This window comes from Chitinophaga tropicalis (assembly GCF_009758205.1).
Lineage (GTDB): Bacteria > Bacteroidota > Bacteroidia > Chitinophagales > Chitinophagaceae > Chitinophaga > Chitinophaga tropicalis.
Genome location: NZ_WRXN01000001.1, coordinates 482,754 through 504,683, shown reverse-complemented (window position 1 = coordinate 504,683; position 21,930 = coordinate 482,754). Strand labels below are relative to the sequence as shown.

21 protein-coding genes, 1 tRNA gene and 1 riboswitch are annotated in these 21,930 nt (G+C 45.9%); of the genes, 10 read left to right on the top strand and 12 right to left on the bottom strand.

Going from position 1 to position 21,930, the window contains the following annotated elements:
- Positions 1–113: 113 nt before the first annotated feature.
- From GO493_RS02125 to GO493_RS02115, 3 genes are all read left to right on the top strand, one after another.
- Complete coding sequence (locus GO493_RS02125) at positions 114–413, top strand: DUF2752 domain-containing protein (RefSeq protein ID WP_157304409.1); 300 nt, start codon at positions 114–116, stop codon at positions 411–413.
- A complete protein-coding gene (locus GO493_RS02120; protein WP_157304408.1) occupies positions 410–763 on the top strand; it encodes a TM2 domain-containing protein in 354 nt (117 codons plus the stop codon). Before GO493_RS02125 ends, GO493_RS02120 begins: the two co-directional genes overlap by 4 nt.
- A 90-nt stretch (positions 764–853) precedes the next feature.
- Positions 854–1,102, top strand: coding sequence for a DUF4834 family protein (locus GO493_RS02115; RefSeq protein WP_157304407.1), 249 nt, complete (start codon positions 854–856; stop codon positions 1,100–1,102).
- 4 nt (positions 1,103–1,106) lie between these two features.
- Here the strand turns inward: GO493_RS02115 and GO493_RS02110 are convergent, their stop codons facing one another.
- Entirely contained in the window at positions 1,107–1,721 is a 615-nt protein-coding gene (locus GO493_RS02110) for an HAD family hydrolase (protein ID WP_232538719.1), read from the bottom strand.
- Positions 1,722–2,006: 285 nt separating this feature from the next.
- Between GO493_RS02110 and GO493_RS02105 the strand changes: the two genes are divergently transcribed.
- From GO493_RS02105 to tmk, 5 genes are all read left to right on the top strand, one after another.
- Positions 2,007–2,080: transfer RNA gene (locus GO493_RS02105), tRNA-Ile, on the top strand.
- 93 nt (positions 2,081–2,173) lie between these two features.
- On the top strand, positions 2,174–3,283 hold the full coding sequence (locus tag GO493_RS02100; protein ID WP_157304405.1) for a helix-turn-helix domain-containing protein: 1,110 nt from the start codon (positions 2,174–2,176) through the stop codon (positions 3,281–3,283).
- Between the two features lie 28 nt (positions 3,284–3,311).
- Positions 3,312–6,218, top strand: a complete 2,907-nt coding sequence (locus GO493_RS02095; RefSeq protein ID WP_157304404.1) for a M1 family aminopeptidase — start codon at positions 3,312–3,314, stop codon at positions 6,216–6,218.
- Between the two features lie 35 nt (positions 6,219–6,253).
- Positions 6,254–6,685 carry an HD domain-containing protein gene (locus tag GO493_RS02090; protein ID WP_157304403.1) on the top strand — a complete coding sequence of 144 codons (432 nt, stop codon included), beginning with the start codon at positions 6,254–6,256 and terminating at the stop codon, positions 6,683–6,685.
- Positions 6,686–6,780: 95 nt separating this feature from the next.
- Positions 6,781–7,476, top strand: a complete 696-nt coding sequence (gene tmk, locus GO493_RS02085; RefSeq protein ID WP_157304402.1) for a dTMP kinase — start codon at positions 6,781–6,783, stop codon at positions 7,474–7,476.
- A 54-nt stretch (positions 7,477–7,530) separates the two neighbouring features.
- Here the strand turns inward: tmk and GO493_RS02080 are convergent, their stop codons facing one another.
- The 4 genes from GO493_RS02080 to GO493_RS02065 form a co-directional block, all read right to left on the bottom strand.
- Positions 7,531–9,096: a RagB/SusD family nutrient uptake outer membrane protein gene (locus GO493_RS02080; protein ID WP_157304401.1), complete on the bottom strand. Its 1,566-nt coding sequence runs from the start codon at positions 9,094–9,096 to the stop codon at positions 7,531–7,533.
- A 90-nt stretch (positions 9,097–9,186) separates the two neighbouring features.
- Positions 9,187–12,342 carry a SusC/RagA family TonB-linked outer membrane protein gene (locus GO493_RS02075; RefSeq protein ID WP_157304400.1) on the bottom strand — a complete coding sequence of 1,052 codons (3,156 nt, stop codon included), beginning with the start codon at positions 12,340–12,342 and terminating at the stop codon, positions 9,187–9,189.
- Positions 12,343–12,890: 548 nt separating this feature from the next.
- Entirely contained in the window at positions 12,891–14,009 is a 1,119-nt protein-coding gene (locus tag GO493_RS02070; protein WP_157304399.1) for an esterase-like activity of phytase family protein, read from the bottom strand.
- 55 nt (positions 14,010–14,064) lie between these two features.
- A complete protein-coding gene (locus GO493_RS02065) occupies positions 14,065–14,217 on the bottom strand; it encodes a lmo0937 family membrane protein (protein ID WP_157304398.1) in 153 nt (50 codons plus the stop codon).
- Between the two features lie 322 nt (positions 14,218–14,539).
- On the opposite strand from GO493_RS02065, the gene GO493_RS02060 reads away from it, so the two are divergent.
- Positions 14,540–15,001 carry a ferritin-like domain-containing protein gene (locus tag GO493_RS02060; protein ID WP_157304397.1) on the top strand — a complete coding sequence of 154 codons (462 nt, stop codon included), beginning with the start codon at positions 14,540–14,542 and terminating at the stop codon, positions 14,999–15,001.
- A gap of 178 nt (positions 15,002–15,179) precedes the next feature.
- Here the strand turns inward: GO493_RS02060 and thiH are convergent, their stop codons facing one another.
- From thiH to thiS, 7 genes are all read right to left on the bottom strand, one after another.
- Positions 15,180–16,289, bottom strand: a complete 1,110-nt coding sequence (gene thiH / locus GO493_RS02055) for a 2-iminoacetate synthase ThiH (RefSeq protein ID WP_157304396.1) — start codon at positions 16,287–16,289, stop codon at positions 15,180–15,182.
- Between the two features lie 11 nt (positions 16,290–16,300).
- Positions 16,301–17,074: a thiazole synthase gene (locus GO493_RS02050; protein WP_157304395.1), complete on the bottom strand. Its 774-nt coding sequence runs from the start codon at positions 17,072–17,074 to the stop codon at positions 16,301–16,303.
- Positions 17,071–17,685, bottom strand: a complete 615-nt coding sequence (locus tag GO493_RS02045; protein ID WP_157304394.1) for a thiamine phosphate synthase — start codon at positions 17,683–17,685, stop codon at positions 17,071–17,073. Before GO493_RS02045 ends, GO493_RS02050 begins: the two co-directional genes overlap by 4 nt.
- Positions 17,682–18,446, bottom strand: a complete 765-nt coding sequence (locus GO493_RS02040) for a hydroxymethylpyrimidine/phosphomethylpyrimidine kinase (protein ID WP_157304393.1) — start codon at positions 18,444–18,446, stop codon at positions 17,682–17,684. The genes GO493_RS02045 and GO493_RS02040 overlap by 4 nt, the downstream gene beginning before the upstream one ends.
- Complete coding sequence (locus GO493_RS02035; protein WP_157304392.1) at positions 18,407–19,033, bottom strand: thiamine phosphate synthase; 627 nt, start codon at positions 19,031–19,033, stop codon at positions 18,407–18,409. Before GO493_RS02035 ends, GO493_RS02040 begins: the two co-directional genes overlap by 40 nt.
- Before the next feature lie 5 nt (positions 19,034–19,038).
- Positions 19,039–20,874 (bottom strand): phosphomethylpyrimidine synthase ThiC, encoded by a 1,836-nt coding sequence (gene thiC / locus GO493_RS02030; RefSeq protein WP_157304391.1) that lies wholly within the window; start codon positions 20,872–20,874, stop codon positions 19,039–19,041.
- A 147-nt stretch (positions 20,875–21,021) separates the two neighbouring features.
- Positions 21,022–21,225: a sulfur carrier protein ThiS gene (gene thiS, locus GO493_RS02025; protein ID WP_157304390.1), complete on the bottom strand. Its 204-nt coding sequence runs from the start codon at positions 21,223–21,225 to the stop codon at positions 21,022–21,024.
- A 53-nt stretch (positions 21,226–21,278) separates the two neighbouring features.
- Positions 21,279–21,386, bottom strand: a riboswitch (TPP riboswitch).
- 23 nt (positions 21,387–21,409) lie between these two features.
- Here thiS and GO493_RS02020 point away from each other — a divergent pair.
- Positions 21,410–21,898 carry a lipocalin-like domain-containing protein gene (locus GO493_RS02020; RefSeq protein WP_157304389.1) on the top strand — a complete coding sequence of 163 codons (489 nt, stop codon included), beginning with the start codon at positions 21,410–21,412 and terminating at the stop codon, positions 21,896–21,898.
- Positions 21,899–21,930 lie beyond the last annotated feature (32 nt).

Below are 21,930 nucleotides of genomic sequence, written 5' to 3'. Positions count from 1 at the left end.
ATTTTAATCCAAGCGCATTTTCTTTAACTTGTAGGAAATAATTCCACATAATCAAACATGCGCCCTGTACAGATTCTAAAATAATTTAATAATATTGCCGCTCTATAAAATACATGCAAATTAAACCATACATACAACGCATTAATATAGAGTTGTTCATATGGCCAGCAGCGTTAGTCGCCCTGTTTTTTATGAACCCCGGTGAACAGCTGAGCTTTTGTGTTTTAAAATGGCTGGGAGCGCCATGGTGCCCCGGCTGCGGATTGGGACATTCTATTAACGCTACATTGCATGGAGAATGGCAGGCGGCTTTTAAGCATCATCCTGCCGGGCCACTTGCGGTGACCATTCTTCTTTACCGTACTTTTCAACTTGGACGCGCCTTATTCTACACCCAAAAATACCTTACATGACGAATAACTCTTTTGCATTACTGCCCGGAGCAGACCAGGAAGAAGTACTCTGGCTGGAAGAACTTTCCAAAAATTATGATGAAGCTACCCGCCAGCGTTTCCTGAGTATATATATGGCCCGCCGCAAGGAACCGCAGACAATCCTCATCTGCTGCCTGATCGGTTTCTGCGCTGTGGCAGGAATACACCGCTTCATACTGAATGATATAGGATTGGGAATACTTTATCTCCTGACCGGTGGGTTGTGCGGAATAGGTACTATTATTGACGCTATCAATTATCGCAGGCTGACCTGGGATTATAATAAAAAAATGGCGTTGGAGAGCGCTGCGCTTGTGGGAGTAAGATAGTTGGCCTGGTTGCTTCGCGGGCTGTTAAAGAAAACTTAAAGAACCGTCTTTAGCCGTCCGCGAAGCAGATTAACTGCTAAATTTGTGCGTATGATAAGATACCTTATACTGTTTTTTGTACTCTGGCTACTATACAAACTGGTATTTAACTTCATAATACCGGTTTACCAGTCAACAAAACAGGTACGCCGTCAGATGAGCGATATCCAGGAACACATGCGGCAGCAGTTCCAGCAACAGCAGCAGGCGCAGCAACAAGCTGCTCATGCAGAAGAACAGCGTACTGCCAATAAAAAAGTAGATAAAGGAGATTACCTGGACTTTGAAGAGATCAAATAATAACCTACCTGAAAATATCAGACAGTTTTTTTGGAGGTAACAGGTGAATTGTTTGTATACCTGTAACCTTTGCTCCCTCAACATTAGGCAGGGTGTCATCTATGAACAGGGTTTCTGCCGGCTCTAACCCATTCTCGTCCAGTACAAACTGATACGCCTCTTTCTCCGGTTTCCGCAAACCTATTTCATGAGAATAATATGCTTTGTCAAAAAATGCAGCAAGAGAAGGGATACCTCTGCTGTCCTGTAATATTTTATTAAAGGCTTCCAGGTGGATAATATTGGTATTACTTAACAGGTACAGGTTGTAATGCTGACGCAGTTGCTGCAATATCTGCAGATTGCGAAGCGGAAAATCAAGCAGCATGGCATTCCAGGCATCTGTAATCTGCTGATGGGTTGTACCTGCCGGGGTGTGTTGCAGCATGGCCTCCAGGAAATCAGCCTTTCCTATTTTACCGATCTCCAGGTCGCCAAACAGGCTGGAAACCGTAAACTGATTATATAAGGAAGTGAAATCTTTCACCCCCAGGTCTTCAAAAGCTTTATAGGTAAGCTGGTAATTGATATTAATAATAACCCCGCCCAGGTCAAAAATGATGTTCTTAATGCCTTTCATAGTGGTGCAAAGGTATGGCAGGATTTTTTTAATCATAAAGTGAATAAACAACTGCTGTAGAAAGTGAAGGAACTCACTTTATATTTGATTGATCAACAGAAACAGCTCAGATCACAGCAGGAGCAGATATCAGTGTTACAAAAACAGCATGAACTGGTCCTAAAAAAATAGAGAAATAAAAATTCTACAATGATTTTGGTTTATTGAATAAAAAATAATTAATTTTGCCCTCCCCGAAAGGGAACCCACGAGAAAGTTTCATAATATTTTGTTCTGCAAAGAACAGGTCCTATAGCTCAGTTGGTTAGAGCACCTGACTCATAATCAGGGGGTCCCAGGATCATGCCCTGGTGGGACCACAGAAAAGCGCTGGATTTCCGGCGCTTTTTTTTATAACTTAGTTCCACAGCTCCAACCCAATGACTTTCGCCGGAATTTTCAATACCCTTCTTTTGCTAGGCACCTTACAGGGGTTTATCGTATGCGGCATGCTTTTCTTTTCGAAGGTTAACATTCGTCAAAATAAGATACTGGCAGTGCTGATCCTGTTAATGACCCTGGCATGCCTTAACCTGTACCTGTATGGAGCTACCTGGATCTCTCGCACATCTATTATCAGGGCTGTTCTGAATCTGAACCTTATCCCACTGGTCATTGTCATGCCATTCGGACCGCTGTTATATTTTTATGTGAAGAGTGTATCATCACCAGAATTCAGGCTCACTAAGAAAGAACGCTGGCATTTCTATCCCGTCATTATTGATATAGGATCTCAATTAGCTGCAGTAGTATTTATAACAGGTATACTGACCGGAACCCTTAAAAACAGGCCCGGGCCCTGGGGAATGTTTATTGATACATATAATGTATATGCGGATATTCCCCGCTGGTTGTCTGTAACTATTTACCTGTGGATGGCATCCCGTTATCTGACCAAAGTAAAGATACGGCAGGAAAGCTATCTGAAATGGCTGCACCAGTTTGTCAGGGTATTTCTCATTTTTCAGGCTATCTGGTTTATTTACCTGGTGCCATATGTGATCCCGCAGCTGACAGACTGGGTACTGAATACCGTAGACTGGTACCCGGTATATATACCCCTGGTTATCCTGATCTACTATCTTGGCATAAAAGGGCTTCTCATGCCGGCACGCGAAGAAATGCCTGCTGTCAAGACAACACCCATTTCTGCAGATGTGATCACAACGGCCTTGCCCCTGCTGGAAAAAGCAATGAAAGAAGATAAACTTTACCTGGACCCTGCCCTGAACCTGGCATTAATGTCACAACATACAGGGCTGCCACAGAAAACTATCTCTTCAGTATTGAACCAGCATCTACAGAAAAGTTTCAACGACTTTGTAAACGGATACCGAATTGAAACATTTAAAGAGAAGACAGCAGATTCCCGGTTTGACCATCTTACTATTATGGGACTGGCCCTGGAATCCGGGTTTAATTCACTGCCTACTTTTCAGCGGGTGTTCAAAAATACAATGGGCATCTCGCCACGGGAGTATATCAGCAGTCAACAGAAAAAACGGGTAATTGACTCAGAATGAGCCTGTTTAATACTGCTCAAATCCGGATTTGAGTAGATACAACGGAACAGAAGAACGTGGTTTGCAGTTAAAAAAATCCATGAAGTTCTGTTTGCCGATATTCACATTAATATTACTCCTGCGTTTTTATACCCCAGGGAATTGTCAGCAGTCATTTACCACAATATCAGGAAAGATCACTGATGCCACAACCGGAAAGCCGGTTGCCTATGCCAATATCCAGTTGAAAAAAGGCAGTTCGGGCACCGTCTCCAATGCGATGGGGTTCTTTGTTTATAATATTAAAGGTATTCAGACTACAGATTCTGTATTAATATCCTGTATCGGGTATAAACCATTAGCGTTGGATATGCATGCTGCCGGTGTGCAGGAGCTAAATATTAAGTTGCATCCGGCCATCATTGACCTGCCGGTAGTGTCTGTGTCGGCTCCCAATGCCCTGGAGATATTAAAAGCTGCAATAAAAAAGATCCCGGAAAATTATGATACCTCAGATGCAAGGTTAACAGCCTTTTACAGGGAAAATATACAACTGGGTAAAGACACACTTAATTTTAATGAATCCATTCTTGATATTTATAAGACTTTCCATCATGAAAAGAATAACAATGATCAACTCCGGATCATCAAAGGAAGGAGGAAAAAAGTAGACCTGTCTAAAGACCCGCAACTTTATGGATGGCTTACAGGTATTACAAATACAGCTTACAGTGCGTTGCTGGACGATATTGCCAAGTATACAGATGCAAAGACCACATTTCTTAACCCCCGCAATTTCCGGTATTATACATACAGTCTTCAGAACCCTGTTGTTGATGATAACCGGAAACTGCTGGTCCTGTCCATAAGACCTAAAGTGAATAACAGGAAAGGATTTGTAAACGCAACGTTATTCATAGACGAAGCAAGCCTGGCAATTGTACGATGTGAGTATGCCACATCACCGGCAGGTACCAGGTATTTAAACCATCATGGAAAAGGAGGGCTCAGGTATACTATAATGTCTAAGGTCATTAAGGCCACCTTCGATTTTACTCATATTGCAGGAGTAGTATCCTATAAAAAATACAAAGACAAATATTACCTCAATACTGTACAGCGTAATTGGGATATTATTGTTAATAGTAAGAAAAGAGGAATTACAGATATGCCCTGGAAAGCGGATTTCACGCTGCTGATCACTGATGTGAGTAAAGACAGTGTACAACGTTTTACTACAGGGGTCAGCGATAGCAGGGGAACTATCTCATCCCAGATAGGAAGTAATTATGACGCGGCATTCTGGGAGAACTATAATATTCTGCAGCCGGCATTACCGGATTCCTTAAGAAAGACCGAACCTGTAAGTAAAGCTGCGCCGGCAGAACGGGTTTCCAACAGGAAGAATGGTTTTACTCATGCGGATACCCTGAGAGGCTACCTCTCCCCTCTCCGCTCCTGTTATGATGTTACTTTCTATGACCTTGATGCAGATGTGGATATGACCGGCCATGCTATTAAGGGCAGTAATAAGATCCGTTTTAAGGTCACTTTACCATTTGATGTGATGCAAATAGACCTGTATGCAAACATGAAAATAGAGAAGATACTGTTTAACGGAACGTCTCTTAACTGGCAGCGGGAGGCAAATGCCGTGTTTGTTCACTTTCCCGGAATGCAACCTGCCGGAAGCGAGCAGGAAATAACAGTTTTTTATGAAGGAATACCACAGGTGCCGGACCGGAAAGTACCCATGAAAGGGGGAGTATTATGGGATAAGGACGATCTGGGAAATCCCTGGGCGCAGGTTGTCTGCCAGGGTTCCGGCGCCAGTCTGTGGTGGCCCTGTAAGGATCATTTATCGGACGAGCCAGACAGTATGATGATCCGTATTACCGTACCGGAAGAATTTACTGAAATCTCTAACGGGCAGTTATTACGTAAAGTACCGGTAGCCGGTAATAAGACCCGTTATGAATGGAGGATAAGCTATCCTGTCAATAATTACAATGCTACTTTCAGTATCGGGAAATATGCCCATTATACCGACAATTATAATGGCCTGAAGATAGATTATTATGTAATGCCTTATAACCTTGAGCGGGCCAAAACAGTATTCGAACCGGTAAAGCCTATGCTGGCCTGTTTTGAAAAATATTTCGGTCCTTACCCATTTAAACAGGACGGATTGATGCTGGTGGAAAGCTTATACCCAATGGAACATCAGAGCGGTGTATGTATAGGAAGAATAAAGCAGGACGTTCCGCCCGATAATAATCCCCTCTTATGGCATGAAACAGCACATGAGTGGTGGGGAAATGCCATTACCTGTAAGGACATAGCAGATATGTGGATGCACGAGGCCTTTGCCACATACGCAGAAGCCATGTTTATTGAAGATAAGTACGGAAAGGAGGAAGCCGGGCAATTTCTGAATGCACAGAAAGAGCAGGTAAAAAATACAGAACCGGTTACTGGCGTATACAATGTAAATCATATTTTTTATGACATAGGCGATATGTATACAAAAGGTAGTCTGATGCTGAACACCCTCCGCCATGTCATAGATAATGATACCCTGTGGTTTGGATTGTTAAAAGGCATACAACAACACTTTTGCTATCAGACTCTCAGTGCTGCTGAGCTGATCGGTTATATTAACCAACATACAGGGAAGGACTACCGTTATTTTTTTGATCAGTACCTGAATTATACAGCTATACCCAAACTGCAGTATTCCATAAAGGAGCAGGGACATGACCTGGTGCTTAAATACCGCTGGCGGGCTGATGCAGAAGGATTTATTATGCCGGTGAAAGTAGCGGTTGCGGCAGATAAGTTCAGGGTTATTTATCCATCCACGGAATGGAAGACGACCGTCCTGAAAAATGTGGCGGCAGATAACTTTGAAGTAGATGAAGAACATTTTTATATAGAAACAGAGGAGGTGGAATAGGTCTATTCCTATCTTTATATACAGAAACGACTGATATGACACTGGAAAGAGCCATTGAAATAGCCGTGGCTGCTCATCATGGGCAGAAAGATAAATACGGCGCCCCCTATATAGGCCATGTTATGAGAGTAATGAACATGGGTATTACAGAAGAAGAAAAGATCTGCGGCGTACTACATGACGTAGTGGAAGATACAGACTGGACTTTTGAAAAGCTGGAAGCAGAGGGATTTTCTCCTCTTATACTGGATGCACTACGAGGTGTGACCAAACTTTCAGAAGACGAGGATTATGATCATTTCATACAACGCACATTGCAAAATCCTTTGTCATGCGCTGTAAAACTGCATGACCTGACAGATAATATGGATGTACGCCGTATTCCTGAAGTAACAGAAAAAGATGTACCGAGGCTGAATAAATACCTGAGGGCTTATAAGATCATTTCTGCAAAGCTGATAAGATAAAACTACCTGTTGGTCACTCAATTACATTACCTTACTTTTAGTAAGTAAATGGTGGCATAGTATTTTATCTTTGCCAGGACTTATAAAAGAAACAGATGTATAATAACAGCAGGTTTATTGCTATTGAAGGATTGGACGGGGCCGGAAAATCCACCCAGATAGAACTACTGAAAGAGTATTTTCATAAACAGGGGATTGAAACCCGGTTCGTACATTTCCCCCGGCACCAGGATGGTGTATTCGGGGAGCTCGTAGCCAAATTCCTGCGGGGGGAATTCGGGGATGTGAAGAGTGTTCATCCCCAGCTGGTAGCTTTGCTCTTTGCGGAAGACAGGAAAGCATTTGCCGGCACCATTAATAGCTGGCAGAAAGACGGGTATGTTGTACTGGTAGACAGGTATGTATTATCCAACATAGCATTCCAGTGTGCCAAGCTGCATACGGAAGCAGAGAAGAAAGAACTGCGTGAATGGATCAACATGTTTGAATATGAATACAACCAGATACCTAAACCAGATCTTTCCGTATACCTGGACGTGCCTTTTTCATTTACTGAAAAAGCGCTTACAAAACGCCTGGCTGTTGCAGAAAGACAATACCTGAACGGGAAGGATGATATTCATGAGAAGGATTTTTCCCTGCAACGTGCAGTAAAGGAGGAATACGAAGTACTGGCAGATACGGATACTTCTATCACGAAGATTGTTTGTTATACTGAAGATAACAGGATGAAGTCTATAGAAGACATTCATTCTGTGATTGTGCAGCGAATAGAGAGCATTATTAAATAATCATATCAATGGTAATAAAAAAGCGGTTTGGCCAACAGCCAAACCGCTTTTTTATTATGAACCGTAACCAGGGTTCTGCGGCGTCAGGTTTTCATTATTTCTCATTTCCTGTATAGGCAACGGGAATAATAAATGCTTTTCCTGTAAGGTCTGGCTGGAATTCTTATTGACATGTCCTACAAATTCATCAAAGCCATTGGTATCTTCATTATATACCTTTTTGAGCCTTACCATATCAAACCAGGTAATGCCTTCATAACAGAACTCATGCCAGCGTTCCCGCCATACTGCCAGTTCAAAATCTGCCTGACTTAATCCAGCAAGCGCCGGTAGTCCTGCTCTTGCACGTATACGGTTCAGGCCTGTATAAGCGACGGCATCAGGTCCGCCTTCTGCCTGGTTCTGAGCTTCTGCATAGATGAGCAATACTTCTGCATAACGTATCTGTGGAATATTCAGATCGCTCCTGCCGGTACCGGTAACACCCGGCGCCCCGTGCCCGGCCACATCGAAATGTTTGAAGATGTAAGGCCCTCCCAGTGGGAACGGATCGCCATTGCCATTTACATAATAACTGGTAAAGAAGAACTGTTGTTCATCTGTGCGTTTATCGCCCGGTTCATACTTCTTGAAAGAATCGTAGAAGGATTGGGTGGGAACGGAGCTGCCAACACCGCTGCCATAGGCAGAGATGTTCTTTGCCAGGGAGTTGTTGGGCAACATAATAGATTGTAACGGATTACCTTCTATATCTGCCAGGTACTGTACTTCAAAAAGATGCTCCAGCCTGTTTCGCTGGCTGAGCTGATGAAGGGAGGCATAATTGGAAAAAAGATCAATGCTGCCTGGGTTGGCATTGGCATAATCAATCACTTCTTTGGCCTTGGCCGCTGCCAGCTGATAATATTCCCTTTTGTTCAGCGGATATCCGGCCATGGTAAGATATACTTTTGCCAGCTGTGCCTTGATGGCGGCAGTACCTACCCTGCCGGATGCGTCTATCCAGGGAAGGCCTGCTTCTTCTGCTACTTTAAGGTCATTCACTATTGCATTGTATACTTCTTCCACCGGCGTACGCGAAGGAAAGAAGTTGGCTGAATCAGGCGTTTGTGATGTCAATACCAGCGGTACATCGCCCCACAACCGCACTGCATAGAAATGCGCCCATGCACGCAGGAAGCGGGCTTCTCCCAGTATCCTCTTTCTTTGCGCTTCGTCCATCAGGGGAATGCCGGGTACTCTTTCCAGCACGAGGTTGGTCTGTGCGATCTCCCTGTAAATTCCTGTCCACCACTGGCGGATATGGAGGTTGTCTCCATCATATACAAGTCCCAGAAGGTTATTCAGATCGGAGTTCTGTGCCGTTGCTGTGGTGATAGTGCCTGTAGGCGCATCCAGCAACTGGAAATTGTTGGAGAAGATGCCGGCGCCTGAACCAATAAAGCGGGTACGTGCATATGCTGCGAAGATAGCCGCTTCGGCATGTTCAGGAATGGTGTAGTAGTTGTCTGGCGAGAGGTTGGACGGATCGCCCTCTTCGTCGAGGAATTTGGTACAGCCGCCAAGAAGCATGCTGCTGCCAAGTATTAAGCTCAGAATAATTTTCAGGTAATTTTTCATAACATCTCTTTTTGGTGTTGATAATGTCCCCGGTTTGAGAATAGTTCCGCCACCGGCGGATAAACCAGGACAGTATCTGTTATTGATAATTTAGAACTCAGCATTTATCCCTACCTGGTAAGTAGTGGGTTTGGGATAGTCAAAGAAAGTCTGCCCCTGTGCAAATGGCTGTGAGTAAGTAGTTACTTCAGGATCGTTGCCACTGAACTTAGTGGAAAGGAAGAAGTTCTGTACTGAGCCGGTTATCCGGAGTTTGCTGAGATGCAGGCGCTCTACGGCTGTTTTCGGGAAAGTGTATCCCAGCAGCAGGTTTTTGCCACGGAGGAAAGAGCCGTCTTCTATCCAGCGTGTATCCACGTTGGTTACATAACCGGCGGCAGGATCTCTGGGAGCAGCTATATCTGTGTTCTGGTGATCTGCTGTCCAGTAGTTCAGCACTGATCTGAAGCTGTTAGCAAGGCCGGTACGGTCTTCGCCGGAGTGGTGCGTCATATTCAGTATATCATTGCCGTATGTGTATTGCAGCTCTACTGTCAGGTCCAGGTTTTTATAGCGGAAGGTATTGGAGAAAGCGCCCCAGCCTTTAGGGTTACCATTGCCGATAATCATACGGTCGGCGTCATTGATAGCATAATCTCCGTTTACATCAAGGTACTTTATATCGCCCGGGAGGATGGGCTTACCTCCGCGGTAATCTTTGAATTTGGCAGCTTCTGCAGCTTCTGCGGTACTCCAGGTACCTAAACGTACCAGTCCCCAGAAGGAGCCTACAGGTTCACCAATACGGATGATATTTGTCTGGTTGGTGAAGTTGGGACCGCCAACGGCAAAGATATCTGCCGGGGTTGCCAGGCTCAGCACCTTGTTCTTGTTGAAAGAGATGTTGAAAGAGCTGCTCCAGGTAAAGTCTTTAGTATCTACGTTGACAGAGTTAATGCCTATTTCAAGACCTTTATTTTCCATGGAGCCTATGTTACGGCGTATGGTAGTATAACCGCTGGTGTTAGGCACAGGAGCATCCAGTAGCATGTCTGTGGTTTTCCTGTAGTACAGGTCTGTTTCCAGTGAGATGCGGTTTTTGATCAGCCCCAGTTCCATACCAAAATCATACTGTGCTGTTTTTTCCCATTTCAGGTCTTTGTTGGGCAACCTGTTGGTGCCTACCCCCTGTACTTTCAGTCCGTTGATGGCGGCTGCGTAGTCGTTGCTGGCAGCCAGTGTAGCCAGTGAGCTGTATGGATCTATTTCGGAGTTACCTGTAATGCCGAAGCTGGTACGTAGTTTTAATGTGGAGATCACCGGGTTTCCTTTCAGCCAGGGTTCTTCTGATACACGCCATGCCAGGGCTGCGGAGGGGAAGAAGGCGTATTTGTGGTTAGCTCCGAATTTAGAGGAACCGTCAACACGGCCTGTGAAGGTTACCAGGTATTTATCTTTGAATCCGTAATTGACGCGGCCAAAGTAAGAGTTGAAGGCAAACCTGCTGCGGCGGGAACCTGCGCCGGAAGATGGGATGAGGGCGCCTGCACCAAGGTTGTTGTTTTCAAAGTAATCGGTGGAGTAATTTTCGCCGCGAACGTTGAAGCCAAAGATATTATCCTCCTGCCATGAAACGCCTGCCAGTGCGTTGATGGAATGTATGTTGCTGAAGCGTTTGTTATAGGTCAGATAGTTTTCGAACGACCAGTATGTTTCCCTGTTGTTGTCAATGACGGCTATACCTTTTTGTGTTGCCGAGATATCGATCAATGTACGGCCATTCCATTCGTTCCTGCCGCGGGTTACGATGTTGGCGCCCAGTACGCTGCGCAGCTCCAGGCCTTTTGCCAGGGCAATGGTAGCATGTGCGTTACCAAGTACATTCTGTGTCTGCATCTCATATTTACGGTCTGTCATAATATGTACCGGGTTGGAACCTCCTTCTGCACCGGGATACAGCTTGTTGTTGCTCCATGTCCCGTCCTGCATTTTTACAGGAAGGAATGGCAATGCTTCGGTGATCATACGTACGGAGTTAAGGCCGCCGGTGCCTATATCTACCAGGTTTTCGATCTGGTTGGTATAGCTGAGGGTACCACCTACTTTCATCCAGGATTTGATCTGGCTGTCAAAAGTAAACCTGGCGGAATAACGTTTCAGATAGGAGTTAAGCAAGAGGCCATTGTCATCACGATAGCCCAGGAAGAGACCATACTGGCTGTCTTCGTTACCACCTGTAAAACCCAGCTGATGGCTGTGAGATATCTTATGCTGAACGGATTCTTTCAGCCAGTCTGTATCGTATAAAGGGTTGCCGTTAGCATCAAACAGTTGTGGATTGGTCCTCTTCAGTTTGGGCTCTTTGGATATATAGTTGCCTTTATTCCAGCCTTCGGGATCATAGATCTGTGCATTTTTCCATGCAAGGTCTTCTACGGCCATGTACTCGCGTGCGTTGAGCATGTCAACACGACGGGGCCCTATGGTGTTTGTCCACAGATTGGTGTCGTACGTAATACGGCTGCCGATGCTACCTCTTTTAGTAGTAACGAGGATCACGCCGTTAGCGCCTCTGGCGCCGTAGATAGCTGTGGCAGAAGCGTCTTTCAGCACTTCGACAGATTCTATGTCATTCGGGTTCAAAAAATCGATTGCATTACTGTTCTGCGTTTGTGTACCTACGGGAATGATAATACCATCAATGACGTACAGTGGGTTGTTGGTGGTATTGATGGAACTGAAACCGCGGATGCGGATGTTTGTTTGTCCGCCGGGCCTGCCGGAGTTGGTGTTTACCTGTACACCGGGAATTCTGCCTGCCAGCGCCTGGTTTACAGAGGCGGCGGGCCTTTCCTGCAGGGTAGCAGATTTTACTGAGGCTACGGCGCCTGTAAGATCCGAGCGGCGTTGAGTGCCATAACCTACAACTACAACGTCCTGGAGTGATTTTACGTCGGCAGACATGCTTACGTTGACAGAGCCGTCGTTACCTACTGGTTTTTCCTGTGTGAGATAACCGATGAAGGAGAATACCAGCGTAGTGCTGGCTGATGGAACATCCAGGCTGTAAGTGCCGTCTGCTTTTGTTTGTGTACCGCTGGATGTGCCTTTTACCTGTACAGATACACCAGGTAAAGGAGAATTGTCCCTGCTGTCAAGGACCTTTCCGGTAATTTTCCGGGCCTGAGAGAATGCCTGTAATGCCAGTAACAGTGCGAGAGTTACGGGCACAGTCATCCGCATGAGAAGTGTGGAAGTTGCTTTCATACGTTCGTGGTTTTTTAGATAATAAAAATGACTGCCGCAGATCTTAATCGGCAGCGAATATGGATGTTTGGATGGTTGATATTAACAGGTGTTTTTTTACGTGGTCCCCTGTAATACTTCAATAACGGGTTTGATGGTTAATGTTAAAAAGTGAAAAATGCTCAGACGGTTTCCATCCTTCTGCAGGACAAAAACTACTACAGTCAATAACGATTCTGATAAAAAATTAACGCTCGGAATTTAGTTCAATAGCAAAAACTCAATTATCGCCATAACGGGTTTAAAGAGTATGGTAATACAGTAAAAATAAAATTATTTTCAGGAAACTAAAACGTTTTTGCAAAAAACTTTAAAAGGGGCTCTAACACGTTGAAATAGAATAAAAAAGAGAGGGAAAAGAAGGGTTTTCGGATAGAAAAAAGTGGCATAGGTTATTCTGAGATCTCAAATGCTAAAACAAATTACAGGAAAGCGGTTGTTTAGCCAACTTTCCTGTAAATGCTATCACTTATGGAGAAAATAGTATCTGAGGTATTTTTGTGTAATTTCTATTGAATTTTGAAGATATAGAACTGTGTTTCTTCCTTTTTTTCGAAGTTGTTATCTGCTACAAATATCAGGCTTCTGCTGCCATCCGGAAAACGGGGGCCGAATGTTACACCTTCTATATTATCAATATAAGTATGCAGTGTTTCAAAGTTGAACAGCAGTTTCTTTTGTGCGGGTGTAAATTTTTTAGTGGCCTGCAATGAACTGTACCGGCTTACATTGGAAGCTGGTGAAAGATCGGTAATATAAACACGTATGGTACAGTCTTTCACACCTGTGGAGAAAGAACGTTCCATTACCAGCAACTGTGTTTCAGAAAGTACCAGTATATCTGATATACCATTAATTAAAAATTCACCTGCAGGAACTGCAGGATGCGCTACAGGGTCAAGTTTATATGCGTATTGAGCGATGGCCTGGCGTGTATGCAGGTCATATTTCAGGATGCGCACATAGGCTGTAGTGTCTGTCAGTCCTGCCCGCGGACCATCCTCATAACGGGGCTCTTCCAGGCTTACGAAAAGATAACGGCCATCTGGTGTGAGTCCAAGTCCTTCGAAACCTCCATTACGTCTCGGGCCGTTTTCCGTAGCCTTCATGTGAAAAAATGAAGGAACGGGGAAGCTGCCAGCGAACCGGCCATCCTTATTTATTTCAGTGATGTTCGGATCATTGAGGATGGTATCTTTTTTATTGACGATCCTTTCTCCTTCCCCGCTCCAAATAAGTGTACCGCTATGTGGATTATAACGCATGGCTTCCGGATCGGGCGCCTGTGTTTTTATTTTCGGATAGACGTTACCATCAGGCATTCGTAGCGATGTAACGTCAGTGAAAATAACACTGTCTGCTGCGTTACCTGTTACTGGTACTTTTGCTGTATAAAAACGGGCTGGCTGCCTTTCTGAACGATCATCACAGATGAGATAGAAAACCTTTCCTGCCGAGTCATAATCAATACCAGAAAGACCTCCCACAGTGGTGCCGTTAAAGGGCATGTTGTGCGGGACTATGTATTTCTGTACAAATTGCAATGAACTAACAGCAGGTGTTTTTACCGCTCTGTGGGTTGTGCCGCAGCCGGCAAGAAGAAAGCCGGCCAGGATTAATTTTCTCATGCAAGTAAGGTTACTTTCCTTGCAAAAGTAGCAGTAAAAGAGTATTTTCCATTAGTTATACTGCCCTGCCGCGTATAATGTTTATAAGAATGGCAATGATAGCCAGTACCAGTAATGCATGAATCAGCCCGCCTGCAGAATAAACAAACGCACCAAGGATCCATCCTATGATCAGGATAACTGCTATGATATAAAGTAAGCTGCTCATATCAAAAAGATTTAGTTAAAATAGATAGTTGAAATTTTATGCCAGATAAAAGTGGTATCTTGTTATTGCTTGTCAGATAGGCTGTTACAAAGAACAGAGAGGCGAAAAACACCCTGAAAAAGTTAAGTTTTATTGTGGAGTACATTCCCCAAAAGCGGGCTGATTCAACGCAGTAAAAGGTCTGTGCCGGGCGGTAAATGATACCAGGTAAGGCCGCTATAATTGGTTATATTTTTGAAACTATAGGTATAAGGTAGCAACGTTTATTGCAGTTAACCCGGCAGATAGCCGCACATTCATCACAATTAAAAAACAAGTCAACATGCAACTCGATGAAAAGTTAGTGGAAGCCCTGCATGATCTGGTAAAGATCAATAATGACAGGATTGAAGGCTACCGCAAAGCGATAGCCAGCACAGAAGATGCAGACCTGAAAGCATTATTCCTGCGGATGGCAGATGAAAGCCGTATGTATATAGAGCAATTGAATGAAGTGTTATTACAGGCCGGTTCAGATGCAGAGAATGGTACCAGTATATATGGCAGGATATACAGGGCCTGGATAGACGTAAAGGCTACCTTTACCGGGCATGACCGCCATTCTATACTTGCCGCATGTGAATATGGGGAGGATGCTGCACAAAGAACATATGAAGATATTCTCCGTTCAGCCATTTCTATGCCTTACAGCGTAAGAGAACTGATTGCAAATCAGAAGGGAGCGCTGAGAAGTTCACATGACACCGTAAAGACTTACCGTAACCTGGAAAAAGCTGTTCATTAATTGTTCATTATAATGAACGCTGTTCTTTTTGTTCATAATGGGAGGTCACAGGTATTGTTCACTATGAGCTGCTTAAATTTGAAATGTAAGATTAAGCGGCTACTTATCTTTATAAGTAACAAATTTCAGTAATGGATTTAGGTAATAACAGCCCCGTGGCAACGGGGCTGTTCCTATTTCAGAAGCTTTCGTCCCAGTCTTTCCATACCGGTTCATACCCCTGAGAGCGCAGCATTCCTGCTATTACTGCCGGGCTGCGTTCGTCAGAGATCTCAAACTGCTCCAGAGAGCCTGTATCTGTTGCGTAGCCGCCGGGGTTAGTCCTGGACCCGGCACTAAGCGCTGTAATGCCCAGTTTGATCACATTATCCCTGAACCGGGCTGTTTCCCGGGTGGAAAGGCTCAGTTCCACTTCCTGGTCAAGCAGGCGGTAGGCACAGATCAGCTGTACCAGTTCACGGTCATTCATATTCACTTTGGGCGGCAGGCCTCCTGAACAGGGGCGCAGACGGGGAAAAGAAAGGCTATAACGGGTTTGCCAGTAGGTCTTTTCCAGGTACTGAAGGTGAAGGGCGGTAAAGAAGCTGTCTGTACGCCAGTCTTCCAGTCCTATAAGCACACCCAGCCCGATCTTATGAATGCCTGCCCTGCCCAGCCTGTCTGGCGTATCCAGGCGGTAATTGAAGTTGGATTTTTTGCCTTTGGGATGATGCAGTTTATAGTCTGCCCGGTGATAGGTTTCCTGGTATACCAATACAGAATGCAGCCCATATGGAATGAGGGCTTTGTAATCGGCTTCATCCATAGGTTGTACTTCCATGGATATATTGGCAAAATGCGGACGGATCAGTTCCAGGGCTTCCCTGAAGTAATCCAGTCCCACAGTCTGGTTGGCCTCTCCTGTTACCAGTAATACGTGTTCATATCCCATAGCTTTAATAGCCTCCACTTCACGTAATATTTCCTCTTTCTGCAGTGTTTTGCGGGTTATCTTATTGTCAAGGCTGAACCCGCAATAGGTACATATATTCTGGCACTCATTGCTGAGATAGAGAGGAATGTACAGCTGCATGGTATTGCCGAAGCGCTGCTGGGTAAGCTGACGGCTGAGCTGTGCCATCTGTTCCAGGTAGGGCATAGCCGCAGGAGAGATGAGCGCCTTGAAATCTTCCAGGGTACGTTTGCGGGCGCTCAGCGCTCTTTCCACATCTGTTGCGGTCTTAGCATAGATACCTGCCTTCACCTCATCCCAATCGTATTGATCAAAAAGTTGTTGAAAACCTGACATGGTGATTGTTTTTAAACTTCATCCAGAAAACCTATCAACGGACTGGAAGCAACGGCCTGTTGTCCTGTGGGGGGCAAGCCTGCTTCATAGGCCATTCTGCCGGCAATCACTGCCTGTCTGAAGGCCTGTGCCATAGCAACAGGGTCCTGTGCCACGGCAATGGCGGTATTTACCAGTACGGCATCTGCTCCCATTTCCATTGCTTTGGCGGCGTCTGAAGGGCTGCCAATACCGGCGTCTACTACAACAGGGATATTGCTTTGTTCTATGATGATCTCAAGAAAATCGGCCGTTTTCAGTCCTTTGTTACTGCCTATAGGAGAGCCGAGTGGCATTACTGCGGCAGTTCCTGCTTCCTCCAGGCGTTTACATAATACCGGATCTGCATGTACGTAGGGCAGCACGATGAAGCCCAGTTTTACCAGTTCCTCTGCTGCTTTGAGTGTTTCTATCGGGTCTGGCAGCAGGTAGCGGGGATCAGGGTGTATTTCCAGCTTTACCCAGTTGGTTTCCAGTGCCTCCCTTGCCAGCTGGGCGGCATAAACTGCTTCCCGGGCCGTTCGGACACCGGAAGTGTTGGGCAGCAGCTGCAATTGCGGATGCCGCAGGTGTTGCAGCATATCGTCTGCCTGGTTATGCATGTCTACCCGTTTAAGCGCTACCGTTACCAGCTCTGAGCCGGAGGCCAGCAGCGCGTCTTCCATCAGCTGTAAAGAAGAAAATTTACCGGTGCCGGTAAACAGCCGGGAAGAGAATGTATGGCCTGATATGATAAGAGGAGTCATGTTGTAATAGATAAGATGGTTTGCTTTTTATTTGCTGCATGAGTGATCAATCCGCTCACGGCAATACCATGAACACCGGTTTGCAATATAGCGGGAACATCCTCTTCAAGAATGCCGCCTATAGCAATGACGGGGATATTGATATTCCGTGCGCTGAGTTCCTGCATGATCTCTTTTATGCCTTCAAGTCCAAGTATGGGACTCAGCTTTTGCTTGGTAATGGTGAACCGGAATGGCCCCAGTCCTACATAATCAGCTCCGTCCTTTACATGCTGAAGTATATCTTCCAGTGTATTGGAGGTCCCTCCTACTATAAGTTCTTCTCCTACTATCTGCCGGGCGGCGGCTACGGTCATATCATTCTTACCTACGTGTACGCCATGTGCGCCTGTTGCTTTGGCGATATGCGGATGATCGTTGATGATAAGGGTTGCTCCATACCTGTCGCATATAGCCCTGGCGGCCAGTGCGGCGTTGGTGATAAGAGATTCCGGACCTTCCTTGATCCGGAGCTGTATCCAGCGGCAGCCGGCATCGCAGGCTGCGCGGATATTATCCACATGCGAGGCGGTTGCTGTCTGTTGTGAAATATAATGCAGTGTGCTGATCATAGTATGTGATAACCTAAAAGTGATGAATTGCTGGCCAGAAAGTTCTCTGTGTATTTTTTTGCAGTGATACAGGCCACAGGCAGGCTACTGCCTGCCGCCAGCTGTGCGGTAATGGCGGCGCTCAATACACAGCCTGAGCCATGTTTGGGAAAAACGCTCCTCCGGCCGGCGGGAATGTTCGTAATACTTCTGTTCGTGTAAAGTGTATCCAGTCCTTCAGCTCCGGGACGATGACCGCCTTTTAACAGGACCGCGCAATATTGCAGAAGTGTTGTTGCCGCCGCGGCGCCGTCTGACAGGCCGGTGAGCAGCAACGCTTCATTATAGTTGGGTGTGAGCAGGTAAACATGCTGTAATACTTCCTTCCAGGTATGCAGCTGTTCTGTATTATGAAAGGTAAATCCGGCACTGGCTTTCAATACAGGGTCCAATACCACTCTGATACCGGGGCGTATGGTGCTGAGTGTTGTAATAACCTGCAGCAGTGTATCTGCATCCTTTACTATACCTATTTTGCAATAGCTTACCGGATATGTTTCGAGCAACGGTTGTGCCTGTGCTATGATCTGTGTGGCAGACTGCCATTCCACTCCAATAAAGTGGTTGTCTGTCTGTACTGTCAATGCGGTACAGGCCCCCAGGCCATAGACGCCTAATGCCTCGAAGGTCTTGATGTCTGCCAGGAGCCCGGCTCCGCCGGAGGGATCAAGGCCGGCAAGGCTTAATACATATGGTCTGCCTGATGAATACTTTGTTTCCATACATCCTTTATCTGACAAAAGTTTTCTATTGCTTTTCCCGGTTGCAGCCAGATAGCTCCCAGCAGGGCTATCCCGTCAAACTGCATAGTGTGGGCTATGGCAGCTGTATGCTGATCAACGCCTCCCAATGCCAGTACCTGTCCTTTATAGCTGTTTTTATCAAGCCGGAAATCTTTGCTGAATATGCCGGGATATGCCTGCTTGGAAATGCTGTTAAACACGGGCGACAGGAATAATTGTGACCAGTCATCACTTATTATTTTCAATGTCTGAATGCTGTGAATACTGGTGCTGAGTATCCAGCCATTGCTTTGGTAACTGTGAAGCTGCTCAGCAGAGAGCATACTCCTGGCGGTTTCACTGAAATGTAGTCCCCGGAGGTTGTACCGTTCACAGAGTGAAGGAAGTCCGGCAATTATCAGCCTGTTATAGCAGGCAGGGTCTGCCTGTTGTAACAATGCTTCGTAATCAGCTTCCTGCCAGCCTGGTTTACGCAGCAGTATGCTGTCTGCCCCTGCGTTGAGCAGTTGCAGCCAGAGCGCTGTTTCTCCGGGAAAATGGCCGGGATATGTGATGATCCTGATCATAACTGTTACAGGTATACTTCTCCGCCCTGTTCTTTAAAAACATTAGCCTGTTCTGTCATGCCGGTTTCCAGCGCCAGTGATTCTTCAATGTTGTTGGCCGCGGCATAATCACGTACTTCCTGGGTGATCTTCATGGAACAGAAATGTGGTCCGCACATGGAACAGAAGTGAGCGATCTTGGCGCCTTCTGCCGGCAGCGTTTCATCGTGATAGGAACGGGCGGTTTCCGGATCGAGGGAGAGGTTGAACTGGTCTTCCCAGCGGAATTCGAAACGGGCTTTGCTGAGTGCATTATCACGGTGCTGTGCGCCGGGGTGGCCTTTGGCCAGGTCTGCAGCATGAGCGGCAATTTTATAGGTAATAACGCCCTGGCGAACGTCTTCTTTATCCGGCAGTCCGAGATGTTCTTTCGGTGTTACATAGCAGAGCATGGCTGTGCCGAACCAGCCTATCATGGCCGCTCCGATAGCGGAGGTGATGTGATCGTAGCCGGGAGCAATGTCTGTAGTTAATGGTCCGAGGGTATAGAAAGGCGCTTCCTGGCAGTGTTCCAGCTGTTTGTCCATGTTGGCCTTGATCAGGTGCATGGGCACATGGCCGGGGCCTTCTATCATGGTCTGTATATCATGTTTCCAGGCAATCTTTGTCAGTTCTCCCAGTGTTTCCAGTTCGGCAAACTGGGCGGCATCGTTAGCATCGGCGATGCTGCCGGGACGGAGGCCATCACCGAGGGAGAAGGCTACATCATATGCTTTCATGATTTCGCAGATCTCTTCAAAGTGTGTGTAGAGGAAGTTTTCCCGGTGGTGGGCCAGGCACCATTTAGCCATGATGGAACCGCCGCGGGATACAATGCCGGTAGTGCGTTTTGCGGTGAGCGGTACATAGCGCAGTAATACGCCCGCGTGAATGGTGAAATAATCCACACCCTGTTCTGCCTGTTCTATAAGGGTATCGCGGAAAATGTTCCAGGTAAGATCTTCTGCTTTGCCGTTCACTTTTTCCAGTGCCTGGTAAATGGGAACAGTACCAATGGGTACGGGAGAGTTGCGGATGATCCATTCCCGTGTTTCATGAATATGTTTGCCGGTGCTGAGGTCCATAATGGTATCTGCGCCCCAGCGGCAGGCCCATACGGCTTTTTCCACTTCTTCTTCAATGCTGGAGGTTACGGCGGAGTTGCCGATATTGGCATTGATCTTAACCAGGAAGTTGCGGCCAATGATCATAGGTTCGCTTTCCGGGTGATTGATGTTATTGGGAATAATGGCCCGGCCGGCGGCAATTTCCTGGCGTACAAATTCAGGTGTGATGAATTTTACGGGTGTGTTGGCGCCAAAGGAATGGCCTTTATGTTGCTGCCAGAGGTCATTATTTTCCTGGAAATATTTTTCAACGCATTGATTCTCACGGATGGCTATATATTCCATTTCCGGGGTGATAATGCCTTTACGGGCATAATGCAGTTGTGATACATTATGGCCTGGTTTGGCTCTTAATGGTGTGTGCTGATAGGAAAAGCGCAGGTGGTCCAGCTTTTTATCTGCCAATCTTTCCCTGCCATAAGCGGAGGAAACGGCAGGGAGTTGTTCTACATCATTCCTGTCTTTTATCCATGATTCGCGAAGCCTGGGCAGGCCTTTACGTACATCAATATCTATATCAGGATCGGTATACGGACCGCTGGTATCGTATACAACTACTGAAGGGTTAGGTGTTTCAGCCCCTTTTGTGCCATGCAGGCGTGTGGGAGTAAGCGTTATTTCTCTCATGGCAACGCCATTCACATAGATCTTTCTGGAGGCAGGAAATGGTGTGCGGGAGATGGATTGAGATTGCATAGTAATTTTTTAAAAACGAGAAATAGTGAATTTCCGGGCATAAGAATCCCTGCAGGAAGAACTGCGTGGCAAAACGATCCCGACCGTCGACTGAAGAGAGGTTTTACATGAAACAGCTGTTCCTGTTAAAAGAAGAAAGCAGATGAATTATCCTCCCTGTGTGGCGCGGATAATCGTGACCTTATCTGCAGTTTGCAGAACCTGATCCTGCCAGGAGGTTTTAGGTATGACCTGGCTGTTGATGGCGATGGCTACGCCTTTTTCTGATGATAGCTGAATAAACTGTAGGAGGGCAGCAAGGGTTGTTCCAGGCTGCACCGCATAAAGTTTATTGTTTACAAGCACTTCCATGTTTGCAGGAATTTGATGAACAATAAACTTTAAGGATGGTAAAAAGATGATAGAGAGGTTCAGTTACTTTTCCCTACGGCAGTATGAGCTGCGTCAGGTACTGAGGGTCTCATCTCAGCTTCCCGGCCTTGTTCAGGCGGGAAACACCCCTAAAGTGCAGTAAAGATAGTTTATCTTTGGCAATATGAAAAGATGCATTGTGCCGGCAGTCATATTTCTTCTGGTAGCTGCCGCCTGTCAACAACCTGCAGAAAGATCTGCTACTTCTGCTGCAGAGGACAGCAGTCTCATAGATGTGGATACAGTTCCTTCAGTGGTAGTGGATTCTGTTACAACAGTAAAGGCAGATACTATAACCTATGATGAATCCATGCTGGTGGGAAAATGGCTGCAGCCGGTACCGGGGGTGGAAAAGGAGATGCAGGGATTTCAGCTTAAAAAGAACGGAGGTATTACTTCTATCAACACATATTCTCTGGTATACAGCAAATGGAAACTGATGCATGACACGCTGTTATTGTGGAGCCGTACGGAAGGGGCCAAGCAAAAGGATTCTTCCCTGACCATAGATACTATTCTTATCAGGGCATTGACAGATTCTTCATTGATATTGTTTCCGATCAAAGCGGCGGAGGGATATACAGAGGAGTACCGGAAGGTAAAAAAGAAATAAAAGACACAGGCATAGTCCATAGAAAGTTCTCT